At 56.9% G+C, this 18,574-nt stretch carries 19 protein-coding genes and 1 pseudogene; 8 read left to right on the top strand and 12 right to left on the bottom strand.

Annotated elements, in window-relative coordinates; genetic code table 11:
• The 7 genes from paaG to paaA are packed head-to-tail and all read right to left on the bottom strand — an operon-like array spanning position 1 to position 5,158.
• Positions 1-792, bottom strand: coding sequence for a 2-(1,2-epoxy-1,2-dihydrophenyl)acetyl-CoA isomerase PaaG (gene paaG, locus F8R23_RS06785; RefSeq protein WP_129936798.1), 792 nt, complete (start codon positions 790-792; stop codon positions 1-3).
• A 3-nt stretch (positions 793-795) separates the two neighbouring features.
• Positions 796-1,569 (bottom strand): 2,3-dehydroadipyl-CoA hydratase PaaF, encoded by a 774-nt coding sequence (gene paaF / locus F8R23_RS06780; protein WP_129936797.1) that lies wholly within the window; start codon positions 1,567-1,569, stop codon positions 796-798.
• A 9-nt stretch (positions 1,570-1,578) separates the two neighbouring features.
• Positions 1,579-2,637 carry a 1,2-phenylacetyl-CoA epoxidase subunit PaaE gene (gene paaE / locus F8R23_RS06775; RefSeq protein WP_151415417.1) on the bottom strand — a complete coding sequence of 353 codons (1,059 nt, stop codon included), beginning with the start codon at positions 2,635-2,637 and terminating at the stop codon, positions 1,579-1,581.
• Positions 2,638-2,645: 8 nt separating this feature from the next.
• Complete coding sequence (paaD, locus tag F8R23_RS06770; protein WP_129936795.1) at positions 2,646-3,143, bottom strand: 1,2-phenylacetyl-CoA epoxidase subunit PaaD; 498 nt, start codon at positions 3,141-3,143, stop codon at positions 2,646-2,648.
• A gap of 9 nt (positions 3,144-3,152) precedes the next feature.
• Positions 3,153-3,911, bottom strand: coding sequence for a 1,2-phenylacetyl-CoA epoxidase subunit PaaC (gene paaC, locus F8R23_RS06765; RefSeq protein ID WP_112349545.1), 759 nt, complete (start codon positions 3,909-3,911; stop codon positions 3,153-3,155).
• A gap of 8 nt (positions 3,912-3,919) precedes the next feature.
• Entirely contained in the window at positions 3,920-4,207 is a 288-nt protein-coding gene (gene paaB, locus F8R23_RS06760; RefSeq protein ID WP_112349546.1) for a 1,2-phenylacetyl-CoA epoxidase subunit PaaB, read from the bottom strand.
• Between the two features lie 12 nt (positions 4,208-4,219).
• Positions 4,220-5,158 (bottom strand): 1,2-phenylacetyl-CoA epoxidase subunit PaaA, encoded by a 939-nt coding sequence (gene paaA, locus F8R23_RS06755; RefSeq protein WP_198642220.1) that lies wholly within the window; start codon positions 5,156-5,158, stop codon positions 4,220-4,222.
• Between the two features lie 317 nt (positions 5,159-5,475).
• Between paaA and paaZ the strand changes: the two genes are divergently transcribed.
• A complete protein-coding gene (paaZ, locus tag F8R23_RS06750; RefSeq protein WP_129936793.1) occupies positions 5,476-7,548 on the top strand; it encodes a phenylacetic acid degradation bifunctional protein PaaZ in 2,073 nt (690 codons plus the stop codon).
• A 40-nt stretch (positions 7,549-7,588) separates the two neighbouring features.
• Here paaZ and F8R23_RS06745 read toward each other — a convergent pair.
• Both F8R23_RS06745 and F8R23_RS06740 read right to left on the bottom strand, forming a co-directional pair.
• Positions 7,589-7,995, bottom strand: a pseudogene (locus tag F8R23_RS06745) (Kdo hydroxylase family protein).
• A 455-nt stretch (positions 7,996-8,450) separates the two neighbouring features.
• Complete coding sequence (locus F8R23_RS06740; RefSeq protein WP_129936792.1) at positions 8,451-10,001, bottom strand: sensor domain-containing diguanylate cyclase; 1,551 nt, start codon at positions 9,999-10,001, stop codon at positions 8,451-8,453.
• Positions 10,002-10,233: 232 nt separating this feature from the next.
• Between F8R23_RS06740 and F8R23_RS06735 the strand changes: the two genes are divergently transcribed.
• Positions 10,234-10,428: a hypothetical protein gene (locus F8R23_RS06735; RefSeq protein ID WP_099064738.1), complete on the top strand. Its 195-nt coding sequence runs from the start codon at positions 10,234-10,236 to the stop codon at positions 10,426-10,428.
• Positions 10,429-10,483: 55 nt separating this feature from the next.
• Here F8R23_RS06735 and F8R23_RS06730 read toward each other — a convergent pair whose 3' ends face one another.
• Entirely contained in the window at positions 10,484-10,900 is a 417-nt protein-coding gene (locus tag F8R23_RS06730) for a VOC family protein (RefSeq protein ID WP_099064737.1), read from the bottom strand.
• Positions 10,901-11,169: 269 nt separating this feature from the next.
• Between F8R23_RS06730 and F8R23_RS06725 the strand changes: the two genes are divergently transcribed.
• The 4 genes from F8R23_RS06725 (at position 11,170) to F8R23_RS06710 (ending at position 14,145) form a co-directional block, all read left to right on the top strand.
• On the top strand, positions 11,170-11,943 hold the full coding sequence (locus tag F8R23_RS06725) for an SDR family oxidoreductase (protein WP_099064736.1): 774 nt from the start codon (positions 11,170-11,172) through the stop codon (positions 11,941-11,943).
• Positions 11,944-11,996: 53 nt separating this feature from the next.
• Positions 11,997-12,899, top strand: a complete 903-nt coding sequence (locus F8R23_RS06720) for a LysR family transcriptional regulator (RefSeq protein ID WP_129936791.1) — start codon at positions 11,997-11,999, stop codon at positions 12,897-12,899.
• A gap of 516 nt (positions 12,900-13,415) precedes the next feature.
• Positions 13,416-13,664 (top strand): GlsB/YeaQ/YmgE family stress response membrane protein, encoded by a 249-nt coding sequence (locus F8R23_RS06715; protein WP_099064734.1) that lies wholly within the window; start codon positions 13,416-13,418, stop codon positions 13,662-13,664.
• Positions 13,665-13,758: 94 nt separating this feature from the next.
• Entirely contained in the window at positions 13,759-14,145 is a 387-nt protein-coding gene (locus F8R23_RS06710) for a YidB family protein (RefSeq protein ID WP_099064733.1), read from the top strand.
• A gap of 3 nt (positions 14,146-14,148) precedes the next feature.
• Here the strand turns inward: F8R23_RS06710 and F8R23_RS06705 are convergent, their stop codons facing one another.
• Positions 14,149-15,081 carry a LysR family transcriptional regulator gene (locus F8R23_RS06705; RefSeq protein ID WP_151415416.1) on the bottom strand — a complete coding sequence of 311 codons (933 nt, stop codon included), beginning with the start codon at positions 15,079-15,081 and terminating at the stop codon, positions 14,149-14,151.
• A gap of 115 nt (positions 15,082-15,196) precedes the next feature.
• Here F8R23_RS06705 and F8R23_RS06700 point away from each other — a divergent pair, with 115 nt between their 5' ends.
• Positions 15,197-16,249 (top strand): SDR family oxidoreductase, encoded by a 1,053-nt coding sequence (locus tag F8R23_RS06700; RefSeq protein WP_129936733.1) that lies wholly within the window; start codon positions 15,197-15,199, stop codon positions 16,247-16,249.
• Positions 16,250-16,358: 109 nt separating this feature from the next.
• Positions 16,359-17,438 (top strand): endonuclease/exonuclease/phosphatase family protein, encoded by a 1,080-nt coding sequence (locus F8R23_RS06695; protein WP_129936732.1) that lies wholly within the window; start codon positions 16,359-16,361, stop codon positions 17,436-17,438.
• 39 nt (positions 17,439-17,477) lie between these two features.
• Here the strand turns inward: F8R23_RS06695 and F8R23_RS06690 are convergent, their stop codons facing one another.
• Entirely contained in the window at positions 17,478-18,485 is a 1,008-nt protein-coding gene (locus tag F8R23_RS06690) for an NAD(P)H-quinone oxidoreductase (protein WP_129938309.1), read from the bottom strand.
• Positions 18,486-18,574 lie beyond the last annotated feature (89 nt).

Below are 18,574 nucleotides of genomic sequence, written 5' to 3'. Positions count from 1 at the left end.
CTATTTCCCGCTGAAAGAAGGAGGGCGCTTGGCGAAGAAGGCACTGACCCCTTCACGGTAATCGTCGCTGCGGCCGCCGAGACGCTGCAGGTCGCGTTCCAGGCTGAGCTGCTGGTCGAGGGTGTTGCTGGCCGAACTGTAGAGGGCTTTTTTAATCAGCCCCAGCCCGTAAGTCGGTTGGGTCGCCAGATGCTGCGCCAGCGTTTGGCTGGTGGCGGTCAGTTCATCCGCAGGCACCACCTGCCAGATCATGCCCCAGGCCAGTGCCTGTTGTGCGCTGATTTTATCCCCCAGCATCGCCATGCCCATGGCGCGGGCATGGCCCGCCAGGCGCGGCAGGAACCAACTGCCACCGGAGTCCGGCACCAGCCCCAGACGGCAAAATGACTGGATAAAGTTGGCATTGTCGGCGGCGATCACGATATCGCAGGCCAGTGCCAGGGCGGCACCTGCCCCCGCTGCCACGCCGTTGACCGCGCACACCACCGGCTTCGGCAAGGCGGTCAGACGGCGGATCAGCGGGTTGTAGAAGCGTTCTACCGACAGGCCAAGATCCGGTGCCTGTTGTTCAGCGCTGACGTTGCGATCGTTCAGGTCTTGCCCGGCGCAAAACCCGCGTCCGGCACCGGTGATCAGCAGACAGCGCACGCTGTCGTCGCGCTCGGCGAGGGTCAGCGCTTCGCTAAGCTGGCGGTGCATCTCGTCGTTAAAGCTGTTGAGCCGGTCCGGCCGGTTGAGGGTCAGGGTCAGCACCCCGGCTTCCAGATGGGTGAGAATCAATGCGTTATCCATAAATCAGCGCCCCTGATAGTTTGGCGTACGTTTTTCGAAGAAGGCGGCGATGCCTTCACGGCGATCGTCGGTGGCGGCCAGGGTGACAAACTGCTGGCGCTCGATGGCCAGCCCCTGGCTAAGGCCGGTTTCTTCAGCCTGTTTCAATGCCTGTTTGGCGGCGCGTAATGCCAGGGGCGCCTGCAGGCTGATGCGTTCGGCGATCTGCTGCGTGCGTTCCAGCGTCAGCGCATCGACACAGACTTCGCTGACCAGGCCGCTTTGTAGTGCACAGGTGGCGTTGATGGCTTCACCGGTCAGTACCATCTGGCTGGCGCGCGACTTGCCGACGCAGCGGATCAGGCGCTGGGTGCCCCCGGCCCCCGGCATCAGGCCGAGGGTGATTTCCGGCAGGCCAAAACGGGCGCTTTCACCGCAGATAATGATGTCGCAGGCCAGCGCCAGTTCGCAGCCGGCGCCCAGCGCATAGCCGTTTACCGCCGCCAGCAGCGGTTTGCTGAACTGGGCCAGCCGCTGCCACAGCAGTGGGCGGCGATCCGTCAGCGCGGCAGGCAGATCTTGTTTTTGCAGCTCATGCAGATCGGCACCGGCGGCAAAGAAGCGGGGCGCACCGGCAATCACCACGGCGCCGACGCTGACATCGGCATCAGCCTGGTCCAGCCAATAAACCAGCTGTTCCAGGCAGGGGGTATTCAAGGCGTTGCGGGCCTCTGGACGCTGTAACGTCAGGGTCATCACGCGCTGTTGGCGTTGTTGCAGGATCAACGGGGTTTCCATGGTCGGTTCCTATACGTCAAAGTCCAGGACCACGCCGTCGCCGCGTGGCCACGACTGGCAGCTTAAAACGTAACCTGCGGCCAACTGATCCGGCTCCAGGCTGTAGTTGACGGCCATATCCACCTGACCGGCCTTCAATCTGCATTTACAGGTGGCGCACACGCCGCCTTTGCAGGCGTAGGGCAGATCGGCGCCCTGGCGCAGCGCTGCATCCAGAATGCTGTCATCCTGCGCACTCACTTCGATATTCAAGCGGCGACCGTCCAGCAGAATTTCCACCTGGGTAGCATTACGGTTGGTGTCATTGACCGGGCGGGCAACCATGCCACCGGTGTTAAAGCGTTCGCTGTGAATGTGCTCTGCAGGTACGCCAGCCTGTTCAAGCACGCTCTGCGCGTCGTCCATCATGCTTTCCGGCCCGCAGATAAAGGCGTGGTCATAGTCGCGGTAATCCAGCAGGGTGTCGCCGATCGCCAGCAGGTGCTCACGGTCGATACGGCCGCTGAGCAGCGGGCTATCGAGGCTCTCCTGGCTGAACATGTACAGTGGCTGAAAGCGCTGCGGGTAGCGGTTCTTCAGATCGCAAAGCGCCTCTTTGAACATCACCGAACGGCTGCTGCGGTTGCCGTAAATCAGCGTGAAGCTGCTGAGGGGCTCGAGTTGCAACGTGGCTTTGATGATCGACAGCATCGGCGTAATGCCTGAGCCGGCCGCAATCGCCAGATAGTTACCGCAGTTTTCTGCCTGTGGCTGATAGCCGAAACGCCCCTGCGGCACCATCACCTCCAGTGCGTCACCGACTTTCAGCAGGCGATTAACGAACGAGGAGAAGCGGCCCTGATGAATGGCTTTAACACCGATCTGCAGCAACCCTTCCTGCGGCGAGCTGCAAATGGAGTAGCAGCGGCGTAGTTCTTCGCCGTCGACCAGCGCCTTCAGCGTCAGGTGCTGGCCGGGCGTATAGCAATAGTGACTTTTCAGTTCTTCGGGCACCCGCAGAGTGATGGCTACGGCGTCCGGCGTTTCGCGCTCGATGGCGGCGACGTTTAGGCGATGGAAGACCGTCATGGTTTTTCCTAAATGCATTTGAAGTAGTCGAAGGGTTCACGGCAATCGCAGCAGCGGTACAGCGCCTTGCAGGCGGTAGAGCCGAATTCGCTGATTTTTTCGCTGTGGGTGCTGCCGCAACGCGGGCAAGGCACCGGGCCGTGCGCCAGCGGTTTGTCACAGGTATGGCCCTGAGGCGGTGCGACGCCGTATTCCCGCAGTCGCTCACGCGCAGCCGCATTCATCCAGTCGGTGGTCCAGGCGGGGCTGAGTTGGATGGTCACTTTCACCGGGCTGAAACCGGCTTCAGCCAGCCGCTGTTCGATCGCTTCGAGCAGAAACTCGGTGGCGGGGCAGCCGGAGTAGGTTGGCGTAAAGGTAATATGCCAGCCGTGCCCTTCGGCTTCGACGTCGCGCACCATGCCCAGATCGGTAATCGACAGCACCGGCAGTTCTGGATCGCTAATCTGTTGCAGGCAGTGCCAGATTTGCGGGATTTCGGCGGGCTGCAGCCGGGTAATGTTCATCACGGCCTCCTACCAGTTAGCGTTGGGATAGGCGCGTTGCAGAAACTGCATCTCCGCCAGCAGTGGGCCGAGGTGCTCGCTGTGCCGCCCCTGTTTGCCACCGTGACGGAAGGCCTGTTCGGCCGGCAGTTGCAGGTTGGCCTGTCGCAAGGTGTCATTCACCAGTGCCAGCCACGGTGCTTCAAGCTGGCGCGGATCGGCGGCAATACCCTGTTCTGCCAGTTGTAGCTCCAGCTCATCGGCGTGGAACAGCTCGGCGGTAAAGCGCCACAGGTTGTCCAGCGACTGCTGAATTTTTTGCTGACTGAGCGGGCTGCCGTCACCCAGGCGGATCATCCAGCCACGGCTGAAGCGCAGGTGGTAATGTGCCTCTTTGAGGGACTTGGCGGCAATGGCGGCCAGTTGCGCATTGCGGCTGTGGCTCAGTGCCTGATGCAGTTGCACGTGATAGGCATCCATCAGGAACTGGCGCACCAGCGTGTCGTTGAAACCGCCGTTGGGCTGTTCCGCCAACAGCAGGTTGTGAAACTCACGTTCGTCACGGCCGAAGGCCAGGCGATCTTCGCTGTATTGCGGCCCGGCCAATTCGGCGGCATAACCGAGAAAGTTGCGTGCCTGGCCGAGTAGATCCAAACCAATGTTTGCCAGCGCCAGGTCAATCTCCAGCTCCGGCGCATGGCCGCACCAGGCGCACAGTCGCTGAGCGAGGATCAGTGGCGTATCGCCCTGACGTAAAATATAAGTAATTCGCGGATCGTTAAGGGTCATGGCCGCCTCTACATGTTCTTGATGCCGTCGGGAATGGTGTAGAACGTCGGGTGACGGTAGATCTTGTCATCGGACGGATCGAAGAAGGCTTCACGATCTTCTGGTTGTGAGGCGATCAGATGGCCGGACTGCACCACCCAGATAGAGCAGCCTTCGTTGCGGCGGGTATAGGCGTCGCGGGCATTCTCCAGCGCCATCTGGTCATCGGCGGCGTGCAGGCTGCCGACGTGACGGTGCGCCAACCCTTGTTTGCTGCGGATAAACACTTCATACAGCGGCCATTCAACGTGTGTCATCATCGGTTCCTTTTAGGCGGCGGTTGAGGTGTTTTTGGACGCGTGAGCCAGGGCACCTTCGCGGACCCAGGCACCTTCGTCCCAGGCGCGACGTTTGGCTTGCAGCCGCTCGTGGTTGCATTGCCCGCGGCCTTTGATCACCTCGTGCAGTTCACTCCAGTCGATTTCGCCGAAGCGGTAGTGGCCGGCGGCTTCGTCCCATGCCAAATCCGCATCCGGGGCCGTCATGCCCAGGGCTTCCAACTGCGGCACGGTGTTGTCGACAAACTTCTGTCGCAGCTCGTCGTTGCTGTGGCGTTTGATCTTCCACGCCATGCTTTGCGCGCTGTGCGGTGAATCGGTGTCGCTTGGGCCGAACATCATCAGCACCGGCCACCAGAAACGGTTAATCGCGTCCTGCAGCATGGCTTGCTGTTGCTCGCTGCCGTTGGCCATCGCCATCACGGCCTCGTAACCCTGACGCTGGTGGAAGCTCTCTTCCTTGCAAATTTTTACCATCGCCCGCGCATAAGGGCCGTAAGAAGCGCGGCACAGCGCGACCTGGTTGACGATCGCTGCGCCGTCTACCAGCCAGCCAATCACCCCTATATCCGCCCAGTTGAGCGTCGGGTAATTGAAGATCGAGGAGTATTTCATCTTGCCGTCGAGCATTTTCTGGTAGATGTCCTGGCGCGAGCAGCCCAGGGTTTCGGCGGCGCTGTACAAATACAGGCCGTGCCCGGCTTCGTCTTGCACCTTGGCCAGTAACACCGCTTTGCGGCGCAGGGTCGGCGCCCTCGTCAGCCAGTTGGCCTCCGGTAACATGCCAACCACTTCGGAATGGGCGTGCTGGCCAATCTGGCGGATCAGGTTTTGGCGGTAGGCCTCCGGCATCCAGTCTTTGGCCTCGATGGAGGTATCCGCCGCAATCTTGTCGTCGAAGTGTTGCTGATATTGCGCATCAGTTGTCATGCTTGCCTCTTGGTGATTCGTATTTTTCACATTGAATATAAAAATGTGAATCACTTTAACTAACCATAAGGCTACAAACTGATAACAAAAAGATCAAACGACATTTATGTGGTTTTGCGATGGTACTCACAGGTGCTTTTGTTATTTGATTGTTATTTATAAGTATTTAAAATTAAAAAGCGGCAGGGAATGACCGGCTTAGCGCGCTAAAACCCGCTGGTGTTCTATTTTTGTTAAATTCCATCCAAGAGAAAACTGGACAATACCTGATACGTAATTAATCCTTGTTGTGTAAATTTATGAATTCCGGAGGAGCCATGCAGCAGTTACACAGTTATCTTTCTGGCGGTTGGGTGTTTGGCCAGGGAGCCCCCCGTGAAATCCATCATGCCGTTACCGGCGAAGCGCTGTATCAGGTTTGTTCCGACGGGTTGCCGCTGGCAGCCAGCCTGGAGTATGCGCGTAGCAAGGGTGGCAGGGCGCTGGCACAGATGACCTTCCAGCAGCGCGCGCAAATGATGAAAGCGGTGGCCAAACACCTGTTGGCGCATAAAGAAGCGCTGTATGAGATTTCGTATCAGACCGGCGCGACCCGCAGTGACGGCTGGGTGGATATAGAAGGCGGTATTGCCACGCTGTTTGCCTATGCGGGTCTGGCGGGGCGTGAACTGCCGGACGATACCCTGTGGCCGGAAGATGAGCTGATCCCGCTGTCCAAACAGGCGCAGTTCGCCGCCCGTCATGTACTGACTTCACGCCCAGGCGTGGCGTTGCATATCAATGCCTTCAACTTCCCCTGCTGGGGGATGCTGGAAAAGCTGGCTCCGACCTGGCTGGCGGGCATGCCGGCGATCATCAAGCCGGCAACCGCCACCGCGCAGTTAACACAGGCGATGGTCAGGCTGATTATCGACAGTGGCCTGGTGCCGGAGGGGGCGTTGCAACTGGTGTGCGGTGGCATCGGCGATATGTTTGACCATCTCGATTATCAGGACGCGGTGACCTTTACCGGCTCGGCACCGACCGGTCAGCGGCTACGTGCCCATCCGCGCCTGCTGGAAAAATCCATTGCCTTCACGATGGAGGCAGATTCGCTCAACTGCTGTGTGCTGGGGGAAGACGTTACGCCGCAGATGCCGGAATTTGCGCTGTTTATCAAAGAAGTGTGCCGCGAGATGACTGCCAAGGCCGGGCAAAAATGTACCGCTATCCGGCGGATTATCGTGCCGGCGAAGCGGGTAGCCGAAGTGCAGCAGGCGCTGTTGCAGCGGTTGGCCGGTGTTACGGTGGGTGACCCTAAACTGGAGCAGGTGCGCATGGGGGCGCTGGTCAGCCACGAACAGCGCGATGACGTACAGCAGAAGGTCGATTTCCTGCTGCATAACGGCTGTGAGCCACTGTGTGGCGCAGTGGCGGATAAACTGACGGTGCTGGGCGAAGGGGTCGCCAGGGGAGCATTTTACCCGGTCACGCTGTTGTACTGCGCCGATCCCTTTACTCATCAGGCGGTACACGGCACCGAGGCATTCGGTCCGGTGGCGACACTGATGCCTTATCAGCATACCGAACAGGCGATTGAACTGGCATTGCTAGGACAGGGTAGCCTGGCTGGGTCTTTGGTGACCGCCGATGAAGCGCTGGCAACGCAGTTTATCCGCGCCACCGCCTGTGCCCACGGCCGCATGCTGATCCTGGATCAACAGGCGGCAGCGGAATCAACCGGCCACGGTTCACCTCTGCCGATGCTGGTGCACGGCGGACCAGGACGGGCCGGTGGCGGCGAGGAACTGGGCGGGCTGCGGGCGGTAAAACACTATATGCAACGCACGGCGATCCAGGGTAGTCCGGCGATGCTGGCGGCGATCGGCCGTGAGTGGGTGCGTGGGGCGACGGTAGTTGAGGATCCGGTTCATCCGTTCCGCAAATACTTTGAACAGCTGCGGCTGGGGGACAGCCTGCTCACCGCACGCCGCACCGTGACCGAAGCCGACGTTGTTAACTTTGCCTGCCTGAGCGGCGACCATTTCTATGCCCATATGGATAAGATCGGCGCCGCCGAGTCACTGTTTGGCGAGCGGGTGGCGCACGGCTACTTTGTGGTTTCTGCTGCTGCCGGGCTGTTTGTCGATCCGGGTGTGGGGCCGGTAATCGCCAACTATGGCATGGAAAATCTGCGTTTTATCGAACCGGTGAAAATTGGCGATACCATTCAGGTACGGCTGACCTGCAAGAAGAAAATTCGCAAGCCGCAAAAAACCGCTGAAGATCGTCCGCATGGCGTGGTGGTGTGGGACGTTCAGGTGCTCAATCAGCATCAGCAGGCGGTGGCGTTGTACAGCATTCTGACACTGGTAGCGCGCCAGCAAGGGGATAGCGAGTCGGTTAGCTGAGAGGGCAACAACTGGGGGAAACCCTGCTGTTGGAAGCGGATTAAAGCAAGGGGTGCTGCAGCAAGGTTTCCAGCACCTTCAGCGGTGATTGCTGTGGTTTTTTCATGGCGTCGACCGGCAGCAGGAAGGTTTGTTCCAGCATAAAGCGTCGCGCCAACTGAGGAAAGGATTCACCGATGCGCCATTGGCGGTGTTCACCGTGGGGATTGATGTTGGTGAAAATACGCAGGATATGTTCACCCAGGTTGGGGCGCGAAGGGAAAGCGTCGACGTGCAGACGACTGTCGTCTTTACGCCATGAGCTGGTCGCACGCCTATGGCTACGCCGGATAATTTGTGAGTCTCCGGCCAATAGCTGATGTTTTTACGTTTTATATCTACCAGTGCGGGATCCAATAACGTTATTTCATCGTCTAATAATGGAAAGTTTAACTCGGGCAAAAACAGGGTTCTCCCTTACTCCAGCGCCTCGACGGCGGTGAGGGAAAGGGGAGTGGGAGCACTGTTCCACTGCTGCTGTGGCAAGATCATCAACGCCTGCTCTGGCGTAAGGTTATCCGCGCGCATAATATCTCCTTGCGAATGGGTCATATTTTAATTGTTTTTATTTGAAATGATTTATATCCAGCAGGAATTAATTTGGAATTAAAATAAATGCTATTAATAAGCTGGATGGCGTGATGCTGGCATTATTAAAATTCACCAAAAAGTAAACAGACATTAAACGGCAGGGTAATGGAACGAATGGGTAAAATAGACTGGGCTGAAATCAATTAATTTTCATCGGTAATTAATCAAAGGTGTAAATTATTTTTTATTTTTTAATCAGCGGGTTGGTTTTATTTTTGTCGATTGTCCGGCGTTTATCCGGGGCCGCCCTGGTCAGAGACGGCCCCGGCAGATTAAGCGGTATAAATACGGTTTTTACCCTGGGCCTTGGCTTGATACAGGGCGCTGTCCGCCTGATTGATAAAGCTCATTGGTGTGTCGTTATACATATGTGGCACCTTGGCATAGATACCTATGCTGATGGTGACGATACCATGCGGGTTGCCCTGATGCGGGATTTTCAAATCGCGCACCGCTTCGATGACGCGCTCGGCGAAAATCAGTGCCCCCTGAACGTCGGTATCCGGCAATATAATGGCCATTTCCTCTCCGCCGTAACGGGCCATAATATCATTACTGCGGCTGGCCATTCCTTTGAGCATTTGCCCGATCTGTTGCAGACACTGGTCACCGGCGACGTGGCCGTAGATGTCGTTATATTGCTTGAAACAGTCGATATCCAACATCAGCAGCGCCACGCTGCGGTAGTTGCGTGAAGCGCGCATCAGCTCATTCTTCAAGGCGATATCAAACTGGCGGCGGTTGGCCAGGCCAGTCAGGCCGTCCAGCAATGCCAGCTCCTCCAGCGTCCGATTGATGCTGGTGAGTTGATCGCGGGTGCGCATCAGTTCGGCTTCGGTGCGCACGCTGTGGTTAATTTGACGCATCAGCACCAGCCCCATCGCCAGCAGAATGGCCAGCAGGGTGGCACCGCCGAGGGCAAACACGCTGGAATCATTACGCCAGTCGGACAGCGCATCTTGCTTCGATAACCCGGCGGCGATCACCAGCGGATAGCGGTTGACCCGCGAATAGCCATAAATCCGCTCTACCTTGTCGTAACGGGAGATGATGGTGGCATTGCCGAATTCGGAGTGCGGCAGAATCTCACGGAACAGCACGCCCTCGGCGATATTCTTGCCGATGGCGTTAAGGGAGTAAGGGCGACGGTAGAGAATGGTGCCGTCAGCCAGTAACAGGTTGAGTGAAGCGTCACTGTTCAGTGCAAAGGTATCGTAAAACTGGCGGAAATAATCGACATACAGCGTGGCCAGTATCACCCCGGCAAAGCTGCCGTCCGGATTGTTGATACGGCGTGATACCGGAATGATCAAATCACCGGTAGAGCGGCTGCGTACCACCTTACCGATATAGATCGCGTTACTGTTGTGATCGAGGTGATATTTAAAATACTCGCGGTCGGCGTTATTGGCGTTTTGTACGAATCGGCCCGATGAGGTGACTATCCAATTGCCACGGGCGTCGTAAACGAACAGGCCATGTAACTGGGGCTGATTGCCCACCTGTGTTTGCATCACTTTCTGTAGTCGCAGCAGGGGGTGTTGAGCCAGGCCGTCAATTTGAATACGTTCGCTCAGGTCAGACAGCGTGCTGTCTGTCTGCATAAAGGTATCGTCGGCATGCTGCGCTAACGCGCGGGCCAGATTGGCGGATTCCAGTTCGGCGCTTTGCAAGTCGCGTTGATAGGCGTTCCAAATCTGCCAGGCGTTAAACAGCACTAGCGTGACGGCAACGATGACGACGAACACGCCGGCCTGAAATAATAACGGGGAGTTTTTACCGTTGCGTAGCCGTTCGGCATCCTGCGGTTGCTGCTGTGTCATGTCACCCTTGCTGTAAAATATTCAAATCGCGCTAAGAACAATCCTACATCTTATTCGTTAATCACCTGGACCACTACTCCTTAAACGGTGAAAATGAATAAGTTGTTGAGGGCAGGGGAGGAATATATTACCCCGACTGACCGGACCACAGTATGTAGCACCGCTACAAGAGCGGGAGATGAGGGTAAAGCGTTCGCGCTAAACCTGCGGAGAGAATACAGGGATCGCTTGCATGTCTGACTACATCATTATTACTTTGTTGACGCTGGTGGTTTATTACCCGCTGACCCTGGGAGTGCTGGCGTTAATGATCGCCTTTGCCTGGCGGCAGCGTAAGTCGCCTTATTGGCGTTTGGGACTGGTGCTGTTGACGGCGTTGTTTGTGCTGTTCGCCATGGCGGCCTATGACTGGTATCGCTATAACTGAGGATTGCTGCTGCGATGTTCGCTATTGGCGGCGCACACCGCAGCGGGATGACGGGCTATTCAACGTTAACCATCCAGTTGACGCCAAACTGGTCGGTCAGCATGCCAAAACCTTTGGCCCAGAAGGTGGACTGGTAAGGCATGGTAACCTGGCCGCCCTGCGACAGTTTTTCAAACAGTTCGCGGCCTTGCTCCACGGTCGTTGGGTTGAGTGACAGGGCAAATCCTTTGTGTGATGCGTCGGCACCATCTTGTGGGCAGCCATCCGAGGCCATCAGCGCCGTTTCACCGATCAGCAACCGGGCATGCATGATGGACTCCGGATTGACATCCTGCGGGTTGCCCTGTTTGGCTTCCTCAGGCATCTCTTTGTAACGCATCATCATTTCAAGCGTCGCGCCTAGCTGCTGCACGTAAAAGTTCACCGCCTGTTCACAGTTACCGCTAAAGAATAAATAGGGTTGAATCACCATGACATTGACCTCTGTTATGGCCCGTCTGGGCGTTTAGCGGCCGGCGGGCAGGGAGCAATAGTTTCGATTTGCGACTATTGCCGTTGGAAACTTACAAGTGTAGTGCGAATTACGCTGAATGCCCGGCTGTTCGATCACGCTATGGAGATTTATCGCCCCCGCAGGCCTATTGGCCGAAAAAGCGGGATGGTTCATCCCGATTTGGACAGATTATCTGAGCGGTCAGGGTTCCTATACTCGTTGCAACCTTCACTAACGGAGTCACTGTAATGAGCAAGCAATCTTTGAATGGAAAAGTGGTGTTGATCGCTGGCGGTGCCAAGAACCTGGGGGGCCTGGTGGCACGCGATCTGGCGGCCGGCGGGGCTGCGGCGGTGGTTGTGCATTACAACAGTGATGCGACCCGGGCGGCAGCGGAGGAAACGCTGAAGGCGGTTAACGCGGCGGGCGCCAAGGCGATCCTGGTGCAGGGCGATTTGACCCAGCCGGCTAACGTGGCACACCTGTTTGAGGAAGCGATCAAGGCATTTGGCAAAGTGGATATTGCCGTCAATACCGCCGGTTTGGTGATCAAAAAACCGATTGCCGAGGTGACCGAAGCGGATTACGACAGCAGTTTCGACATCAATTCCAAGGCGGCTTTCTTCTTTATTCAGCAGGCGGGCAAGCATCTGGCCGATAACGGCCGAATTGTGTCGATCGTCAGTTCACTGCTGGCGGCTTATACGCCGTTCTACGCGGTCTATCCGGGGAGCAAGGCACCGGTGGAGCACTTTACCCGTGCGGCATCCAAGGAGTTTGGCGAACGCGGTATCAGCGTGAATGCCATCGGCCCCGGCCCAATGGACACCCCGTTCTTCTACGGTCAGGAAAGCAAAGAGGCCGTGGCGTATCACAGTACAGCCGCTGCGCTGAGCAAGTTCTCGAAAACCGGCCTGACTGACATTGAAGACATCGCGCCGATCGTCAAGTTTTTGGTCACCGACGGTTGGTGGATCACCGGGCAGACGCTGTTTGCCAACGGTGGCTATACTACCCGTTAATATCAATTCTGCTGCGGCCGGTGCCGCAGCCTGTTTAACGGGATGCACTGCCGGTGGATAAAATAGGGAGATTACGGGTGTTTATCCAGGTTGCCGAGGTGGGCAGTTTTATCCGCGCTTCGCAAATCCTGATGATGCCAAAAACCACGGTTTCGGCGGCGATACAGCAACTGGAACACGAAATGGGCGCCCGCCTGTTTCATCGCACCACTCGCCGGGTACAACTGACCAGCGATGGTGAGTTGTTGCTCGAAAAAGCGCGTGACCTGCTGTTAGACGTGCAAACATTGGACACTTTGTTTCATCGGCACAATGGCCCGATCGATGGCCGTTTGACGGTCGATGTCCCCAGCCGTATTGCCCGGCGAATGATTGTGCCGGCGTTACCGGACTTTTTTCTGCAGTACCCCGAAATTCAACTGTTTCTCAGCGCCAGCGACCGTTCGATCGATCTGATCCAGGAAGGGATCGACTGCGTGGTGCGTGTCGGTAGTCTCAGCGACAGCAGCCTGGTCAGCCAGCCGCTGGGTCGCCTGAGCATGATCAACTGCGCCAGCCCGGATTATCTGCAACGCTACGGAACGCCTGCACACCCTGACCAGTTGGAAGATCATTGGGTCGTGGGCTACGCGCAGCCGACTCTGACAGGGGCGGATAGCTGGCAGTGGCAGCAGGATGAACAGTGCGTTGAAAAAACGCTGCGCAGTCGGGTGACGGTGAACAATGCAGAAAATTATATCGGTTGTTGCCTGGCGGGGTTGGGAATGATGCAGATACCGCGTTTTGATGTTCAGCATTACCTGGATAATGGCAGCCTGTGTGAGATCTTGCCGCAGGCCCGGCCGCCCTCGATGAGCATTGCGCTACTTTACCCCCATCGTCGCCAGCGTTCCGCACGTTTAACCGCTTTTGCCGAGTGGTTTAAACAATTAATCAAACCCTTTTGTGAGATCTAACCTCTGACGGCCAATGGGATTTTTATCCAAGTACAGGGGAATTTTTTGTTGGCTTTCAGGTGATTAATCTTCTGTAAAAACAAGACACAATTAAAATCGTCAAAAAAGTGACAAAGGATGTGTAACATTACATCAGCAGCAGGGCTGCAGAACCGTCCCAGACGGCAGCCAGGGCGTAAAGCGTGGTCAGTATCAGCAGAAACGACGTATTGGTCATGGTCTGTCTCCTGCGGGATGATTCCCTTTGTTATAGCGTGCAGAAATGACAGTGGGATGAATTCGGTCGATTTTTGTACCCTAAAATTCAGACGGACGGAAATGGGTAAACTGCTGATATTTGACTATAGTAACAGTGTGAAGATGCGTGTTTATCAAGATTCACCCCTGTATCGCGCTGCCGGAAATGCTCGGCATAGGGCAATAGAGTTGTGAAAGTATCGTCAGGGTTGGAGCAGGTGCCATCATGGGCCTGGTGATAGGGTTTCTTTTAGGCAAAAAGTAATAGGGAGAGTAAAAATGGGCATCATTTCCTGGATCATTTTTGGGTTAATCGCCGGTATCCTGGCTAAATGGATCATGCCGGGCAAAGACGGCGGTGGCTTTATTGTAACCGTCATCCTGGGCGTCATCGGTGCAGTTGTCGGCGGCTATATCAGTACCTTCTTCGGTATGGGTCGTGTTGATGGCTTCAATCTGGGCAGCTTTGTTGTCGCAGTCATCGGTGCCCTGGTGGTGCTTTTTGTCTACAGAAAGATCAGAAACTAATCAGATACTGATCAACAGGGTCGCTGCGGCGGCCCTTTTTTCGTTAAATCACAAGGGTCGAGCGGCCTGAGCCGACGGCTGGAAGGGGAAGAACATGGGTCTGTTTGATAGCGTATTGGGCAACATTCTGGGCGGCGCCAACGGTAAAGGCATCGATTACGTCGCCATCATGCAATGGGTTGAGCAACAGGGTGGTCTGCAGGCGATCCTGGACAAATTCCGTCAGGGACAATTCGGCGATGTGGTCGGTTCATGGCTGGGTAACGGTGAAAACCAGCAGATCAGCGGCGATCACGTGCAGCAGGCGCTGGGCAGCGATGCCATTAACCAACTGGCCGAAAAGCTGGGTATCGATCCGGCTCAGGCATCCGCCACCATTGCGCAGTTCCTGCCAACGGTCGCTGACGCCGCCTCGCCAAATGGTGAAGTGCAGCAGAACAGTAACGAACTGGGCGATATGGTCGGTAAACTGTTCAAATAAGATTTATGCCCCCGGCACCTTGTCGGGGGCATAATTTAGCGTCACACCCTCAATGTTCCTCAATGCCCCCTGCAAATACTCTACCCAGGCCCGCACTTTGCCGGGAATAAACCGTGCAGCGGGATAAACCGCATGAAGCGCCATCGGGGGATAACGCCAGGCCGGCAAGATGGGGACCAGTGCGCCACTCGCCAATTGTCGATCGATCAGCGGCCGCTGTGCGCCGCCAATACCCAGCCCTGATTCAATCGCCGCCAGCAGTGAAAACGTATTGTTAGCGCGAAATACCGGGCGCAACGCCACCACCTCGGCACCATCAGGGCCGATTAACGTCAGCGTGTCCCCGTCGCTCAGGCCGCTATAGCGGATATGCGGATGGGTTGCCAGTTCCTTCAGGCTTTGCGGTTCGCCCTGTGCCGTCAGGTAGGCCGGTGAGGCCACCAGAATACGCTGTAACTCTCCCAGCCGCCGCGCCACCATCCCCGGTGAACTCAATTCGCCAAAGCGGATCGCCACATCGATGCCTTCAGCAATCACATCCGCCCGACGATCGTCCAACAACAGTTCGATATTCAGCTCTGGATGCTGTTGCTGAAAGGCAATTGCCAGTGGCGTGAGGTGCTGTTGGCCGAACCCCGTTGGTGCATGGATGCGTAACGACCCTTGCAGCCGCAGGTTTTGGCCGTGTAGCGCTTCTTCCGCTTCACCCACCGCCGCCAGAATCGGTTTGACCTGCCGGTAATAGCCCACACCGGCGTCGGTCAGCGTCACCGCACGGGTACTGCGAAACAGTAACTGCACGCCCAGTTGCTGCTCCAAACCGGCAATCTGCTGGCTCACGGCAGGCTGGGTCAGGCCCAGATCGCGGGCGACGGCCGAGAGGCTGCCCAGTTCCGCGACCCGAACGAAGGTATTCATCGCGTTCAGCTTGTCCATCGGCATTCCATATATAGATTTATCTTATAAGTATTAGTGGTAAATACCCTCTACCGCAAGCTTTGTTAATCAATCAAAGTGAAAGTCTCAAGCGATACGAAACCGGAGACACAACATGCAAAACAATAAACTGGCGCTGGTAGTCGGTGCTAACGGCGTTATTGGCGGCAAGCTGATTGAAGAGCTGGAGCAACAAGGTTGGCAGGTGGTGGGTTTGTCCCGGCGCGGAGGCCTTGACCGGCCGCAGGTGCGTTATCTGGCGGTCGACCTGCTGAATGCACAAGCCACACGCGATGCCCTGCATTCGCTGACCCAGGTCAGCCACATTTTCTACGCCGCCTATCAGGATGCCCCGGACTGGGCGGGGCTGGTGGCACCTAATCTGGCGATGTTGAGCAATGTGGTGGAAGCGCTGGAACCGGTAGCGCAAGGGTTGGAGCACATCAGCCTGATGCAGGGCTATAAAGTGTATGGCGCCCATTTGGGGCCGTTCAAAACTCCGGCGCGGGAGAGTGATGCCGGGCACATGCCGCCGGAGTTCAACCTGGCGCAGCAAAGCTATCTTGAACAGCGCCAGCAGGGGAAAAACTGGCACTGGAGCGCAATCCGTCCCAGCGTGGTCGGCGGCTTCTCGCTGGGCAACCCGATGAATCTGGCGCTGACCCTGGCGGTTTATGCCTCTATCAGCAAGGCGCTGGGGCTGCCGTTACGCTTTCCCGGCAAACCCGGGGCTTACCACAGCCTGCTGGAAATGACCGACGCCGGGCTGTTGGCGCGTGCTACGCTGTGGGCGGCGACTGAGCCTGCGGCTGCTAATCAGGCGTTTAATATCAATAACGGTGACCTCTTCCGCTGGAGCGAGCTGTGGCCGAAAATTGCCGGCTATTTTGATCTGGAGGTCGCACCGCCGTTGCCGATGCCGCTGGCGTCGGTGATGGAGGATAAAAATGAGTTGTGGCAGGCCCTGGCGCAACAGCATGATTTGGTCGAAGCGGATTACCGTGCGGTAGCGAGCTGGCGCTTTGCCGACTTTGTATTCTCGTGGGATTACGACATGTTTGCCGATGGCAGTAAGGCGCGCCGCTTTGGCTTCCATCAATTTGTCGAAACCGAGGCGATGCTGTTCGCGCTGTTTGACGAATTCCGCCGTCGCAAGATTATTCCTTAAGTCGGCTGGCGGGACGGGCGTTTTTTATGGCAATCTTTGGCTGCCGCCAAACGCGGCAGTCAGGAGGCCGTCACCCCGACAGGCCAGGATCGATGATGAGGAATTAACCGTGACAGGGATTACCGCCATACTGACGCTTTTGCTGGCGCTGGTGACCATTGCGCCACTTTCAAAGCATGCAGCCTGGTGGATCCGGGTGTGGGATTTTCCCCGCCTGCAAATACTGGCGCTTTCGTTATTGGTGTTATTGCTTAACCTGCTGTTTGTGCCGTTGTCACCCTGGGTGTGGGGCATGATGGCGGTAAACCTGGCCTGTGTGGTTTATCAGGCCGTGTGGATTTATCCCTATACCCGGCTGAGCAAACCTCAGGTGCTGGGTTTTACCGGCTATCAGAAGAAGCCGCGCATCCGCATTCTGGTATCCAACGTATTAACTCCTAATCGCCAGGCGGATAAACTGCTGGCGCTGGTGGCGACCGAACGACCGGACGTGCTGGTGGCGGTAGAAACCGATGGTTGGTGGGAGCAGCAACTGTCGGCGCTGGAGCAGGACTATCCCCACTGTTTGAAATGTCCGCTGGATAACCTGTACGGCATGCATGTCTATTCGCGGCTGGAACTCAGCGATGCGCAAATACAGTATCTGGTGGATGAACAGATCCCGTCGATGCACATGATGGTGCATTTGCCGCAAGGGCCACAGGTACGTTTGCACTGTGTGCATCCGATGCCGCCGAGCCCGACCGAAAATGAAGAATCGGAAGACCGCGACGCCGAACTGGTGATGGTGGGGAAAAGCGCGGCCAAATCGGAGGTTCCGGTGATTGTGACCGGCGATCTGAATGATGTGGCCTGGTCGACGACCACCCGGCTGTTTCTGAAAGTCAGCGGCCTGTTGGATCCGCGTCGCGGGCGCGGCATGTTCAGCACCTTTCATGCCGGCTACCCGTTCCTGCGTTGGCCACTGGATCACGTGTTTCACAGCGATGACTTTGTTCTCGGCTCGCTGCGTCGTTTAACCCACGTAGGTTCGGATCACTTCCCGATAATGGTGGAGTTGGTCTATTCACCAAAGCAGGGGGCACAGCAGGAAAGCCTGGAAAAAGACAGCGAAGACGAAGCGCTGGCGCAGGAGAAGCTGGCCAATACCGACTCATCTCCGGAAGACGTGCATACGCCAGGTGCCTGAAACCATAACCCCGCAGTGCAGGCTGCGGGGTATTCGGGTTTAGACAGTCAGCATGATTTTGCCAATATGCTGGCTGGACTCCATCAATGCATGTGCTTCGGCCGCCTGTTCCAGCGGGAATGTTTTGAAGATCTGAGGTTTTAACGTTCCGCGTTCCAGCAGCGGCCAAACCTTCTGCAGCAAATCGGCGGCAATTTGCGCCTTATCTTCCACGCTACGCGCGCGCAGGGTGGAGCCGGTGTGGGTCAGGCGTTTGATCAGCAGCGGCATCAGGTTCAATTCCTTCACCACGCCGTTCTGGGTGCCGATTTGCACAATGCGGCCGTCCATCGCCGCCGCCTGATAGTTCTTCGCCACGTAGTCACCGGCAATCAGATCGACAATCACGTCGGCGCCTTTGCCGTTAGTGGCGCGTTGGGTCTGCTCAACAAAATCTTCGTTGCGGTAGTTAATCGACACATCGGCACCCAATGCCAGGCTGGCCTGGCGTTTTTCTTCGGAGCCGACGGTGGTGATCACCCGGGCGCAGAAGGCTTTCGCCAGCAGGGTTGCCACAGTGCCAATGCCGGAGGTGCCGCCGTGGATCAACACGGTTTCACCGGCCTTCAGATGCCCGCGTTGGAACACATTGACCCAGACGGTAAAGAAGGTTTCCGGGATCGCCGCCGCTTCAATCAGGCTAAAGCCCTCGGGGACCGGCAGTGCGTTGCTTTCATGGACCTTGCAGTATTCTGCATAACCGCCGCCGGCAATCAGGGCACACACCTTGTCGCCGATGGCGTAATTTTGCACGCCTACGCCGGTGGCGACCACCATACCGGCGATCTCCAGACCAGGAATATCCGATGCGCCGGGTGGTGGCGCGTACTGACCCCGGCGTTGCAGCACGTCAGGACGGTTAACGCCGGCAGCGGCAACTTTCACCAGAATTTCTCCCTGTTGCAGGGTCGGCAGTGGCCTTTGGCTACTAACCAGAACCTCGGGTTCGCCAGGCTGGCTGATTTCGATGACTTTCATGGTGCTGGGCAGCGCTGGGTTGGCTGACATGGTGGTTCTCCTCAGTTGGCGTTCAGGCGCAGTAACCAGTGTAGGTAACAGCCTGCTGTAATTCATAATTTATCTTACAGAAATGCTGA

Origin of the sequence: Serratia proteamaculans, assembly GCF_008830365.1 — a bacterium.
GTDB classification, from domain to species: Bacteria; Pseudomonadota; Gammaproteobacteria; order Enterobacterales; family Enterobacteriaceae; genus Serratia; species Serratia proteamaculans.
This window is presented reverse-complemented; position numbering and strand designations above follow the sequence as displayed.

What these genes read in the sequence shown, in the direction of transcription:
- paaG (WP_129936798.1), bottom strand. Translation starts at nt 792, where the DNA reads ATGGATAACGCATTGATTCTCACCCATCTGGAAGCCGGGGTGCTGACC.
- paaF (WP_129936797.1), bottom strand. Translation starts at nt 1,569, where the DNA reads ATGGAAACCCCGTTGATCCTGCAACAACGCCAACAGCGCGTGATGACC.
- paaE (WP_151415417.1), bottom strand. Translation starts at nt 2,637, where the DNA reads ATGACGGTCTTCCATCGCCTAAACGTCGCCGCCATCGAGCGCGAAACG.
- paaD (WP_129936795.1), bottom strand. Translation starts at nt 3,143, where the DNA reads ATGAACATTACCCGGCTGCAGCCCGCCGAAATCCCGCAAATCTGGCAC.
- paaC (WP_112349545.1), bottom strand. Translation starts at nt 3,911, where the DNA reads ATGACCCTTAACGATCCGCGAATTACTTATATTTTACGTCAGGGCGAT.
- paaB (WP_112349546.1), bottom strand. Translation starts at nt 4,207, where the DNA reads ATGACACACGTTGAATGGCCGCTGTATGAAGTGTTTATCCGCAGCAAA.
- paaA (WP_198642220.1), bottom strand. Translation starts at nt 5,158, where the DNA reads ATGACAACTGATGCGCAATATCAGCAACACTTCGACGACAAGATTGCG.
- paaZ (WP_129936793.1), top strand. Translation starts at nt 5,476, where the DNA reads ATGCAGCAGTTACACAGTTATCTTTCTGGCGGTTGGGTGTTTGGCCAG.
- F8R23_RS06740 (WP_129936792.1), bottom strand. Translation starts at nt 10,001, where the DNA reads ATGACACAGCAGCAACCGCAGGATGCCGAACGGCTACGCAACGGTAAA.
- F8R23_RS06735 (WP_099064738.1), top strand. Translation starts at nt 10,234, where the DNA reads ATGTCTGACTACATCATTATTACTTTGTTGACGCTGGTGGTTTATTAC.
- F8R23_RS06730 (WP_099064737.1), bottom strand. Translation starts at nt 10,900, where the DNA reads ATGGTGATTCAACCCTATTTATTCTTTAGCGGTAACTGTGAACAGGCG.
- F8R23_RS06725 (WP_099064736.1), top strand. Translation starts at nt 11,170, where the DNA reads ATGAGCAAGCAATCTTTGAATGGAAAAGTGGTGTTGATCGCTGGCGGT.
- F8R23_RS06715 (WP_099064734.1), top strand. Translation starts at nt 13,416, where the DNA reads ATGGGCATCATTTCCTGGATCATTTTTGGGTTAATCGCCGGTATCCTG.
- F8R23_RS06710 (WP_099064733.1), top strand. Translation starts at nt 13,759, where the DNA reads ATGGGTCTGTTTGATAGCGTATTGGGCAACATTCTGGGCGGCGCCAAC.
- F8R23_RS06705 (WP_151415416.1), bottom strand. Translation starts at nt 15,081, where the DNA reads ATGGACAAGCTGAACGCGATGAATACCTTCGTTCGGGTCGCGGAACTG.
- F8R23_RS06700 (WP_129936733.1), top strand. Translation starts at nt 15,197, where the DNA reads ATGCAAAACAATAAACTGGCGCTGGTAGTCGGTGCTAACGGCGTTATT.
- F8R23_RS06690 (WP_129938309.1), bottom strand. Translation starts at nt 18,485, where the DNA reads ATGTCAGCCAACCCAGCGCTGCCCAGCACCATGAAAGTCATCGAAATC.